The organism is Deefgea salmonis, from assembly GCF_020531905.1.
Classification (GTDB): domain Bacteria; phylum Pseudomonadota; class Gammaproteobacteria; order Burkholderiales; family Chitinibacteraceae; genus Deefgea; species Deefgea salmonis.
In genome coordinates this window covers 50,621-62,735 of record NZ_JAJAWG010000003.1, presented here as the reverse complement: position 1 = coordinate 62,735, position 12,115 = coordinate 50,621, and the positions used below count along the sequence as shown (strand labels likewise).

Here is a 12,115-nt window from a genome sequence, read left to right as displayed (position 1 = left end):
GGTGGCGCTACGCATTCTTAGCACTTCGCGTGGAAAGTCCGGTTGATCACGTCCATTTGCTGTTCGCGAGTCAATTTAACAAAGTTCACCGCATAGCCTGAAACACGAATCGTCAATTGCGGGTAGTTTTCTGGATGTTCTACCGCATCGAGCAAGGTGTCTTTATCCAATACATTCATGTTCAAATGGAAGAGTTGATCCATTTTTTCATCAATCGCATCGGTGGTCATGCACGTTGAGCATTCCTCGCCGTGTGGGCCAAACAAACCGTCAATCGATGCCGCCAAGGTTTTAACGCGGTCTGCTGCGTTGTGGCCTAAAGCGTCTGGTGTCATTGAGGCAGTCCAAGACACACCGTCCAGTGCTGATTCGTATGGAATTTTCGATACCGAGAAACCAGCAGCGATAAAGCCATTGGTATCACGACCATTCATCGGGTTTGCACCTGGAGAGAATGGCGCACCTGAACGACGACCGTCAGGGGTATTACCGGTTTTTTTGCCGTAAACCACGTTCGAGGTGATGGTCAATACCGATTGTGTTGGCATTGAGTCACGGTAGAACACCGGTTGCGCTTTGATTTTTTCCATAAACGCAGTCGACAACCAAACCGCGATATCATCAGCGCGATCATCGTTGTTACCGTAAGCTGGGTATTCGCCTTCGATTACATAATCCACAGCTAAGCCCGCTTCATTGCGTTTGATATGCACTTTTGCGTGTTTCACGGCTGACAATGAGTCTGCTGCTACCGATAGACCGGCGATACCGCAAGCCATCGTGCGCAAGATGTCACGATCGTGCAGCGCCATTTCAATGCGTTCGTAAGCATATTTGTCGTGCATGTAATGGATTGAATTGAGCGCAGTCACATAAGTTCTTGCCAACCAGTCGAGCATCACATCGTATTTGCTCATCAACTCGTCGTATTCAAGCACGTCGCCGATGATCGGGGTGAAGCCTTTGGCCACTACTTTGCCGGTTTTTTCGTCCACGCCGCCGTTGATTGCGTACAACATGGCTTTGGCCAAGTTCACACGAGCGCCAAAGAATTGCATTTGCTTACCAACGCGCATCGCTGAAACGCAGCAGGCAATCGCATAATCGTCGCCCCATTTTGGTTTCATCAAATCGTCGTTTTCGTATTGAATCGCCGAGGTGTCGATCGATACTTTGGCGCAGAATTCTTTAAAGCCTTGTGGGAAGGCCGTTGACCACAATACGGTCAAGTTAGGTTCTGGCGCTGGGCCAAGGTTGTACAGGGTATTCAAGACACGGAAGCTGGTTTTGCTGACCAAAGTACGGCCATCTTCACCAGTACCACCGATCGATTCAGTTACCCAAGTTGGGTCGCCTGAGAATAGATCATCGTATTCTGGGGTGCGTAAGAAGCGCACGATACGCAATTTCATCACCAGATGGTCGATCAATTCTTGCGCTTGCGCTTCATTCAAAGTGCCTTCGGCAATATCACGCTCGAAGTAAACGTCAAGGAAAGTCGAGATCCGACCGATCGACATGGCTGCGCCATTTTGCTCTTTTACTGCAGCCAAGTAGCCGAAGTACAACCATTGCACGGCTTCTTGTGCGGTATTTGCAGGGCGAGCGATATCAAAGCCATATTTTTTGGCCATGATTTTGAGTTCGGTCAGTGCTTTAATTTGTTCTGATAGTTCTTCACGTAGGCGAATCACGCTTTCGGTGAAAGGCACGTGATCGAGTTCAGTTTTTTCGCGTTTTTTGTCGGCGATCAAGAAATCAACACCGTACAAAGCCACACGGCGATAGTCACCAATAATACGGCCACGGCCATAGGCATCTGGCAAACCAGTGATGACGCCTGAGCTACGGCAAGCCATGATTTCTGGGGTGTAAACGTCAAATACCGCGTTGTTGTGGTCTTTACGGTATTTAGTAAAGATCTCTTTGATTTCTGGGTTCATTTCAAAATGGTAAGCCTTAAGGCCGTTTTCAACCATTTTCAAGCCGCCATTGGGCATGATGGCGCGGCGCAGTGGCGCGTCTGTTTGCAAACCAACGATGGTTTCTAAATCTTTATTGATGTAGCCAGCGCCGTGAGCGGTGATGGTTGAACCAAATTGGGCAGAAACTTCAAGCACACCGCGCTTGCGTTCTTCTTTGAGCAAGACTGACAATTCAGTCCACAATTGCGTGGTGCGTTCAGTCGGGCCGGCTAGGAAAGAATCATCACCCACGTATGGTGTGTAGTTCGCTTGGATAAATTCACGAACCAATACTTTATTCTGCCATTCGCCAGCGCTAAAACCGCGCCAAGCTGTCAATTGCAAGTTGTCTTGAGGTGCATTCATTTGGGTGAGACTCCTTTGTGGCGATGTCTGTTGGACCATCTTTAAGCCGGATTTTCAGTTGCTAACTGAAAAGGATGTTGCCGTTGCCAGGTAGGGCAAACAGCAGCAAGTTTTTATTAAGGCATCGTAACAATAATGCGATTTCAAAAGTTGATTTAGATCAGTTTTGAAAATATGTTATTGAATAATTTCAACTACATATCACATCTGCATGATTGCTGCAGTGCAAATCAATCAGCGATTTAATTCGCGTTTTCATGACAATATCTTATGCCTTTGCATCGGTGAATGGAATGTAAAAATTGGCAAAATGGCCTGATGGGCGCTGTAAAAAATTGATAAAGATCAAAAATTGGACGCAAAGAAAAAGGCGGATGCATTTGATATGCGATCCGCCTGATATTGCTTGTGGGGTATATGAAATTGCCCCTTACGTATTATGGTTTGGCGCCCTATACCTAGGCCTGTTGATTTTTGCGCTATCATCTACCGCAAACCTGCGGGTTGGTGCTGTTCGCTGCAACTTCGCTTTGTAGTCAATTCACAGCGCAGGACGATGCTACACGACTACGTTTTGGTTGACCGCGACAATCGCGCCATACGGCGGGAAATCCTGCGTTTTCAGACCTTAAAAGCGAGGCTCTGCCGATTGCGGGCCTAGCCAGCTGCGTAGGTCTGAGAGCAGTTCATCGCGCAAGATGACTCGCCAAGCATGACCTAAGGTCATTTGGCATTGCGCGTTGCTATTTTGGTAGTCAACCTCGACTGCACAACCTTGCTCGGTTGCATGCGGTTGCAAAATTTGCTTGAGCTTTTCTGCGTCGCCTTGCTGACCCAAATTGATTTTGAGTGCCCGCGCAAAGTGGCTGCGTGCTTCCGCTAAATCAAATACCCGATCGGCAATAATGCGTTGTCCGCCAGAAAAACGATCTTCCGAGACCTTCGCTTCGATGACTAATAAAGTGTCTTCTTTGAGCTTGGTGCGATTGGCTTCAAACGACTCGGAATACAGTGTGAGCTCTACTTTGGCATGGCCATCATCGAGCTGTAAAAAGCACATCCTACCCCGCTCGCCATTTTTAATTCGCATGCCAGCCACAATCCCGGCAATAAATTGCGGCTCGCGTTGGTTGTTGAGTCGATCAAGTCGGGTGCGAATCAAGCCTTTAATCTGTCTGGCGTGGGCGTCAAATGGGTGGCCAGAAAGATAAAATCCGAGTGCGGATTTTTCTTCGGCCAGTTTGATTTTGTCATCCCATAGCGGCGCATCAAGATGCTCAATTTGTGGCGCGGCAGCGGGTTCCAGCATATCGAACAAACTAATTTGGTTGGCGTTGGCGATTTCTGCTTCGGCCACGGCCATCGCTTGCTCGACATTGGCCATAATGCGCGCGCGATTTGGCTCAAGCGCATCAAACGCGCCGCCACGAATTAAGGCATCGAGCACGCGTTTATTGACTTCTTTTTTGTCGGTTCGGCTGCATAAATCGTAAATATCTTTAAATGGCCCGTTGGCAGTGCGCTCAGCGACAATCATATTCACCGCACTTTCGCCAACGCCTTTAATCGCCCCTAAGGCATAACGAATTTGTTTTTTACCTACCGGCACAAAGCGATAAAAACTTTCGTTGATATCGGGCGGCAAGATTTCAAGCTTGTTTTTTTTGTTTAAGCAATCATCGTAAAACACTTTGAGCTGGTCAGTATTGTCCAACTCGGACGACATCGTTGCCGCCATAAAGGCCGCAGAGTGATGCGCTTTTAGCCAAGCGGTGTGGTACGACACCACCGCGTACGCTGCGGTATGCGATTTATTAAAGCCGTACTCGGCAAACTTGGTCATCAAGTCAAACAAGGTTTCGGCGAGCTTTGGATCGTAGCCTTGCTTGGCGGCCCCTTCGGCAATGGTTTCCCTATGCTTGGCCATTTCTTCGGGCTTTTTCTTCCCCATCGCCCGGCGCAGCATATCGGCGCCACCGAGGGTGTAGCCGCCGATAATTTGCGAAATCTGCATCACCTGCTCTTGATACACGATAACGCCGTAAGTCGGCTCCAAGCATTTTTCAAGATCAGGATGGAAGTAATCGGGCGCTTCAAGCCCTTTTTTACGATTAATAAAGGTGTCGACCATCCCTGAGCCAAGTGGCCCCGGACGATACAGCGCCAATACCGCAATAATGTCCTCAAAACGATCGGGCGCGAGCTTTTCGAGCAAGCGTTTCATACCGTCCGACTCGACCTGAAACACGCCGGTGGTATTGGCATCGCGGAACACTTGATACGCGGCTTGATCGTTAAAGCCCAGACTCATTAAGTCCAGATATTCGCCGGTTTGCGTTTTGATGTATTGCAGCGCGAGTTCGATAATCGTTAGATTTCGCAAACCCAAAAAGTCAAACTTCACCAAGCCAACGGCTTCAACGTCGTCTTTATCCAGCATCGACACCGGCGACGCATCGTCGCCAGAGGCTTGATACACCGGGCAAAAATCAGTGATTTTATTCGGTGCAATCAATACGCCACCGGCATGCATGCCGATATTGCGCGTTAAGCCTTCGAGTTTTTTGGCCAGCACCCAGAGTTCTTTGAGTTCTTCTTCGCGCTCAACGCGCTCAGCCAGCTCTGGCACCATTTCTAGTGCATCGTCCAGGCTATATTGTTTACCGGGCGCAGCAGGGATGAGTTTGGAGATGCCGTCACAAAACATATACGGCAAATCGAGCACACGGCCGACGTCGCGCACTACCGCTTTGGCGGCCATGGTACCAAAAGTCGCAATCTGGCTAACGGCATCCGCGCCGTATTTTTCACGCACGTATTCAATCACGCGCCAGCGATTTTCTTGGCAGAAGTCGATATCAAAGTCGGGCATTGAAACGCGTTCTGGATTCAAAAAGCGCTCAAAAAGTAGCGCATACGCGGTGGGGTCAATGTCGGTAATGCCAAGGCTATACGCTACCAGTGAGCCAGCACCCGAACCACGGCCGGGGCCCACTGGGCAGCCGTTGACCTTGCCCCAGGCGATAAAGTCGGCAACGATCAAAAAGTAACCGGGGAAGCCCATATTAATAATGGTGTCGGTTTCAATTTTAAGTCGTTCGTAATAGCGAGGACGTTCTGCTTCGCGTGCTGCTTCGTCGGGGTATAGCTGTGCAAGGCGCATCTCTAAGCCGCGCTTAGCCTCATACACTAAGAAATCATCCAGCGTCATGCCTTCGGGGGTCGGGAAGGGCGGTAAGACGTTTTTACCCAGCACAATCTCAATATTGCAACGCTGCGCAATCGTTACGCTGTTGGCGAGCGCCTCGGGCACATCGGCAAACAGTTCCTGCATTTGCGCGGTGGTTTTAAAATATTGTTCTTCGGTAAAGTCTTTCGGGCGACGTTTGTCGTTCATGACAAAGCCCGCCGAAATACAGGTGCGCGCTTCGTGCGCTTTAAAGTCGTCCGGATCCATAAATTGGATCGGATGCGTTGCGACCACCGGCAGATTGAGTTCACCCGCCAAATCGAGCTGGCGCTGCAAGCTGGTTTCGCATGCCGCGGTGCCGGTGCGTTGAATCTCGAGGTAAAAACTATCAGGGAACTGCGCCGCCCACCACTGGGCTGCCGCGCTGGCAAGGTCTGGATTATTGGCCAAAAATTGCTGGCCGATTTCGCCGAGCTCGGCGCCCGATAGCGCAATCAGCCCGCTATTGTCCCCGTTGCTTAACCATTCTTTTTTCAGTTCGCCCCGGCCGCGATATTGATTATCGCGAAACGCCATCGTGATTAGCTCGCACAAACGGCCATAGCCGGCGCGATTTTTACAAATCAACAGCGTGCGAAATGGTTTATCGCGGTTGTCTGGGTTTTCGATCCACGCATCCAAGCCGATAATCGGTTTTATCCCGGCATTGCGGCACGCTTTGTAATGCTTAACCAGACCAAACAGATTCATTAAATCTGACATGCCAAGCGCCGGCATTTGGTCGGCTTTGGCGCGCTTAACGGCGTCATCCAGACGGACGATGCCGTCAGAAACTGAAAACTCGGAATGGAGGCGAAGATGGATATAGGCAGGTGCGTTCATTGGCGCATTTTATCATTTCTTGCGCTGATTCAGGCTGCTCCCCTTCATTAAGCGTGAATAAGGCCGATAAAATAAGCAATATGGCAAAAAAGAGGTGGTGCAATGAGTGACGGCATGGTGAATGCGGCCAGTAGTGCCAGCGCCAACAATCCGGTTCCATTGGTGATGCTACGCAAAAGTTTGGATCTACAAGCGCAAAGTACGCTCAGCTTGCTGCAAGCGATTCCGCAGCCAGTCAGCGTCAATCCGGTGCATTTAGGGCAAAATGTAGACGTCAAGGCTTAACGATTGCTTGGGGGTATATCTGCCTAAGTCAATTAAATAATGGGCTCTGTGTCTATACATAAAAAAGCCATTCCGAAATTCGGAATGGCTTTTTGTTTGCCGGGGAAGGCACCGTGCGACTTAAGGAAATATCTGTACAAAAGTTTTATGGCAAGACGTTAAAGCCGCAGGCCGTACTTTGGTACGACAAGGCGAGACAACGCAGCCAGAAAACTTGTGCCTATTTATTTAAAATGCATCATGCCGTCTTTGGCGTCGACATGAATGGTGTCTTTAGCGGCAAAGTCACCATTGAGTAGTCGTTTGGCTAGCACGTTTTCCAGCTCGCTTTGGATGGCGCGTTTTAATGGCCGTGCGCCATATACCGGATCAAAGCCCGCTTCGGCAATCAAATCAAGCGCAGCATCGGACACCGTGAGGCCAATTTCCATTTGTGCCAAACGCTGGCGCAGCTTATCGAGCTGAATGCGTGCGATGTGGCGAATTTGTGCTTGGCCTAAGCCATGGAACACCACCACTTCGTCGATTCGGTTAATAAACTCAGGGCGAAAATGCGTTTTAACTTCCGCCATCACCGCCAATTTAATTACCTGATAATCAGAGTCGGCCAAACGCTGAATATGCTCGCTACCGAGGTTGGACGTCATAATCACCACGGTATTTCTAAAGTCTACCGTGCGACCTTGGCCATCGGTTAAGCGGCCATCATCCAATACTTGCAGCAAAATATTAAACACATCTGGATGCGCTTTTTCGACCTCATCAAGCAAAATCACGCTATACGGTTTACGCCGCACTAGCTCGGTGAGGTAGCCGCCTTCCTCGTAGCCGACATAGCCTGGAGGCGCACCAATCAAGCGCGCTACCGAGTGTTTCTCCATAAATTCGCTCATATCGATGCGAATCATATGGTCTTCGGAATCAAATAAATAGTTCGCCAGCGTTTTGCACAGCTCAGTTTTACCCACGCCGGTTGGCCCCAAAAATAGGAATGAACCATAAGGGCGATTTGGGTCGCCAAGGCCGGCGCGTGAACGACGGATTGCGTCAGACACCAAGCGCACCGCTTCGTCTTGGCCGACCACGCGTTGGTGCAACACGTCTTCCATATGCAGTAGTTTTTCGCGTTCGCCTTGTAGCATTTTGCTCACCGGAATACCGGTGGCGCGGCTCACCACTTCGGCGATTTCTTCGGCACCAACTTGGGTGCGTAATAGCCGCGTTTTACCCGAAGGCTCGCTGGCATTTTCGCTGGTTTCGGCGGCTTTTAGCTTGGCTTCGAGCTGCGGCAATTCGCCGTATTGCAGTTCTGAGGCTTTGTCCCACTCACCGGCACGGCGGGCGGTTTCCATTGCGGTTTTAACCTGCTCGATTTCTTCGCGAATCGCTTGAGTGCCCAGCACGCTGGCTTTTTCGGCTTTCCAGATTTCATCCAGATCAGAATAGTCTTTGCCGAGTTTGCTAATTTCTTCTTCGATTAAAGCCAAGCGTTTTTTACTGGCTTCGTCTTTTTCGCGTTTCACCGCTTCGCGCTCGATTTTGAGCTGAATAATCCGCCGATCGAGTTTGTCCATCACTTCGGGTTTGGAGTCGATCTCCATCTTGATTTTGGCCGCCGCTTCGTCGATCAAGTCGATGGCTTTGTCTGGCAAGAAGCGGTCGGTGATATAGCGGTGCGATAATTCCGCCGCCGCCACAATCGCCGGATCGGTGATTTCTACGCCGTGATGGATTTCGTACTTTTCTTGCAAGCCGCGCAAAATCGCAATGGTGGCTTCAACGCTCGGTTCGCCCACCAGTACTTTTTGGAAACGCCGCTCCAGTGCCGCGTCTTTTTCGATGTATTTGCGGTATTCATCCAGCGTCGTCGCGCCAAGACAATGCAATTCACCACGCGCTAAGGCGGGCTTGAGCATATTGCCAGCATCCATCGCGCCTTCGGCTTTACCGGCGCCAACTAGCGTATGTAATTCATCAATAAAGACGATGACTTGGCCAGCTTCTTTTTCGAGCTCATTGAGGACCGCTTTGAGGCGTTCTTCAAATTCACCCCGGTATTTAGCGCCAGCCAAGAGCGATGCTAGGTCTAAAGCCAATACCCGCTTACCTTTGAGCGACTCGGGTACTTCGCCATTGATAATGCGCTGCGCCAAGCCTTCAACAATCGCGGTTTTACCCACGCCCGGTTCACCGATTAGAACCGGATTGTTTTTGGTACGGCGTTGCAAAACTTGGATGGCGCGGCGGATTTCATCGTCGCGGCCAATCACTGGGTCAAGCTTACCTTGCCGAGCGCGTTCGGTTAAATCAAGGCAGTATTTATTCAATGCTTCGCGTTGTTGATCGGCCTCGGGATTATCCACACCGTTGCCACCGCGAACGGCATCCACGGCCGCTTGAATCGCCGCTTTATTGCCGCCATGGTCTTTAAGTAGTCGAGCGGCTTCGCCTTTGTCGTCGCACAGCGCGAGCAAAAATAAATCGCTAGAAATAAATTGATCGCCGCGTTGCATCGCCGCTTTATCGGTTTGATTTAATAAGCGAGTCAGGTCTTTGCCAACGGTGAGGTCGCTATCGCCGCCGGAAATTTTGGCGATGCGCGCAAGCGCGCCATCGAGCGCGCTGTGGAGCGGTTGCACATTGACTCCAGCGCGCGCCAGCAGTGCGGCGGTGCCTGAATCGGTGTCATTCAGTAGCGCCAGCAGTAAATGTTGCGGTTCGATATAAGCATTGTCGTTCAGGTTGGCAATGCTTTGCGCATCAGCCAATGCCTGCTGGAATTTGGTGGTGAGTTTGTCAAAACGCATCTTTCAATCTCCAAAAAAGTGAAACGGTATACGAGTTAAATTGCAGCGCTTGTAATTTAATCAATAGGGCAGCCTACGCAATTATTGACAATTTATGTCGACTGCGCGGTTGGCTGCGATTTAACGTTAAAAAAAATAGCCAGATTTGACTGTTTTGCTGGCTTTGTTATAGCCGCGCTACGCCGTTTCGGTAGGCATAAAAAAACCGCCAGCAAGCTGGCGGTTGTTGAGCACAAACCCAAATTAAGTTCGCACACAATCCATATAGTAGCGCGTTACGCCGCTGGTGGTGACCGCGACTAGACCATGGATATAGGTCTCAAAGCCGGGGAATTTCTGGTTGAAATCACGGGCAAACTTTAAGTAATCGACGATGGTTTTGTTGAATACTTCACCCGGAATTAACAGCGGAATGCCCGGTGGATACGGCGTGAGCATCACCGCAGTAATGCGGCCTTCCAAGTCGTCAATCGCGACGCGATCGAGTTCACGATGCGCCATTTTGGCAAAGGCTTTAGCCGGTTTCATCGCCGGCACCATATCAGACAAATACATCTCGGTGGTTAAGCGGGCAACACCGTGCTCTTTATAAATGCCGTGGATTTGCTGGCAAAGATCACGCAGGCCAATGCGCTCGTATTGCGGATATTTAGCAATGAACTCGGGCAAAATGCGCCACAGCGGGGCGTTTTTATCAAAGTCGTCTTTAAACTGCTGCAAGGCAGCGAGTAGCGTATTCCAGCGGCCTTTGGTAATGCCGATGGTAAACATAATAAAGAAGGAGTATAGCCCGCACTTCTCAACAACTACGCCGTGTTCAGCCAGATACTTAGTCACAATACTCGCTGGAATCCCTTGCGCGTCAAAGTCACCATTTAAATCCAAGCCCGGCGTTAAGATGGTGGCTTTGATTGGGTCGAGCATATTAAAGCCGTCGGCAATGTCGCCAAAGCCGTGCCAGTTATCCCCAGCTTTGAGCATCCAAGCGTCACGATGATCTAGGCCTTCGTCGGTCAAATCGTCAGGACCCCACACCGAGAACCACCAGTCTTCACCGTATTCTTCATCCACTTTGCGCATCGCACGGCGAAAATCGAGTGCTTCCATCAAGGATTCTTCAACCAGCGCGGTACCGCCCGGCGCTTCCATCATCGCCGCCGCCACGTCGCACGACGCAATAATTGAATATTGCGGGCTGGTCGACGTGTGCATCAAATACGCTTCGTTAAATAAATCGCGATCGAGCTGACGGTTTTCTGGGTCTTGCACCAAGATTTGCGACGCTTGGCTTAGGCCAGCGAGTAACTTGTGCGTGGATTGTGTTGAAAACACCATTGATTCTTTACAGCGCGGACGGTCTTCGCCAATCGCGTGATAATCGCCATAAAACTCGTGAAAAGCCGCGTGGGGCAACCACGCTTCATCAAAATGCAGCGTATCGATTTCGCCGTCGAGCATGCCTTTGATGTCTTCAACGTTGTACATAATGCCGTCGTAAGTCGATTGTGTGATCGTCAAAATACGCGGTTTAAAGTTTGGATTTTCCAGCAGTTTTTCCCGCGCAAAAGGGTTGTCCATCATTTTCTTGCGGATATTTTCTGGCGTGAATTCAGATTTTGGAATCGGGCCAATAATGCCGTAATGATTGCGCGTAGGCATCAAAAACACCGGCACTGCGCCCATCATCATGATTGAATGCAAAATCGATTTGTGGCAGTTGCGATCCACGACCACCACGTCACCCGGCGCAACGGTTGAGTGCCAAACGATTTTGTTCGACGTTGACGTGCCGTTAGTGACGAAAAATAAATGATCGGCATTAAAAATGCGCGCGGCATTGCGCTCAGAGGCGGCAATCGGCCCAGTATGATCGAGCAATTGACCGAGCTCTTCTACGGCATTGCAAACGTCGGCGCGCAACATGTTTTCACCAAAAAACTGGTGGAACATTTGCCCAACGGGGGATTTTAAAAATGCCACACCACCCGAATGCCCCGGGCAGTGCCAAGAGTAAGAGCCGTCTTGTGCGTAGTGCGTTAGCGCGCGGAAAAAAGGCGGCGCGAGCGTATCGAGATAAGATTTGGATTCACGAATAATATGTCGTGCCACGAATTCGGGCGTGTCTTCGTGCATATGAATAAAGCCATGCAATTCACGTAAGACATCATTGGGAATATGCCGCGCAGTGCGCGTTTCACCGTAAATATAAATCGGGATGTCTGGATTGCGGCGGCGAATCTCGGCGACAAAGCTGCGTAAGCTAGTTAAAGCTTCATGCGTTTCTTCAACTGAGCCCGAGCCAAATTCTTCATCGTCAATCGACAAAATAAAGCCAGCGGCACGGCTTTGCTGCTGCGCAAAAGAGGTGAGGTCGCCATAACTGGTATAGCCCACCACATCCACACCCTCGGCCTCAATCGCCGCAGCCAGTTCACGAATACCGGAACCACTGGTGTTCTCGGTGCGAAAATCTTCGTCGATAATGACGAGAGGGAAGTAAAAGCGCATGTCAGTCCTTCGCTAAAAGTAAAAACGCCCCTGTTTGGGGGCAGGGGCGTAGTTTAAACTAGAACGATTTTGTTTTTATTTTTTTTGCGGACTAAATCTTGATAATCGTGATT

At 50.1% G+C, this 12,115-nt stretch carries 5 protein-coding genes; 1 reads left to right on the top strand and 4 read right to left on the bottom strand.

Translation table 11 applies throughout. The annotated features are described in order from the left end of the window. Window positions 1–17: 17 nt before the first annotated feature. Window positions 18–2,330 carry a formate C-acetyltransferase gene (gene pflB, locus LG219_RS06510; protein WP_226763724.1) on the bottom strand — a complete coding sequence of 771 codons (2,313 nt, stop codon included), beginning with the start codon at window positions 2,328–2,330 and terminating at the stop codon, window positions 18–20. Between the two features lie 628 nt (window positions 2,331–2,958). Beyond that, the gene (gene dnaE / locus LG219_RS06505; protein WP_226763723.1) at window positions 2,959–6,402 is read right to left on the bottom strand and encodes a DNA polymerase III subunit alpha; all 3,444 of its coding nucleotides are present in this window, start codon (window positions 6,400–6,402) and stop codon (window positions 2,959–2,961) included. A 102-nt stretch (window positions 6,403–6,504) separates the two neighbouring features. On the opposite strand from dnaE, the gene LG219_RS06500 reads away from it, so the two are divergent. Continuing rightward, on the top strand, window positions 6,505–6,687 hold the full coding sequence (locus LG219_RS06500; RefSeq protein WP_226763722.1) for a YjfB family protein: 183 nt from the start codon (window positions 6,505–6,507) through the stop codon (window positions 6,685–6,687). A gap of 224 nt (window positions 6,688–6,911) precedes the next feature. On the opposite strand, the gene clpB is transcribed toward LG219_RS06500, so the two are convergent. Continuing rightward, a complete protein-coding gene (clpB, locus tag LG219_RS06495; protein ID WP_226763721.1) occupies window positions 6,912–9,494 on the bottom strand; it encodes an ATP-dependent chaperone ClpB in 2,583 nt (860 codons plus the stop codon). A 243-nt stretch (window positions 9,495–9,737) separates the two neighbouring features. Continuing rightward, complete coding sequence (locus tag LG219_RS06490) at window positions 9,738–12,002, bottom strand: arginine/lysine/ornithine decarboxylase (RefSeq protein ID WP_226763720.1); 2,265 nt, start codon at window positions 12,000–12,002, stop codon at window positions 9,738–9,740. Window positions 12,003–12,115 lie beyond the last annotated feature (113 nt).

What these genes read in the sequence shown, in the direction of transcription:
- pflB (WP_226763724.1), bottom strand. Translation starts at nt 2,330, where the DNA reads ATGAATGCACCTCAAGACAACTTGCAATTGACAGCTTGGCGCGGTTTT.
- dnaE (WP_226763723.1), bottom strand. Translation starts at nt 6,402, where the DNA reads ATGAACGCACCTGCCTATATCCATCTTCGCCTCCATTCCGAGTTTTCA.
- LG219_RS06500 (WP_226763722.1), top strand. Translation starts at nt 6,505, where the DNA reads ATGAGTGACGGCATGGTGAATGCGGCCAGTAGTGCCAGCGCCAACAAT.
- clpB (WP_226763721.1), bottom strand. Translation starts at nt 9,494, where the DNA reads ATGCGTTTTGACAAACTCACCACCAAATTCCAGCAGGCATTGGCTGAT.
- LG219_RS06490 (WP_226763720.1), bottom strand. Translation starts at nt 12,002, where the DNA reads ATGCGCTTTTACTTCCCTCTCGTCATTATCGACGAAGATTTTCGCACC.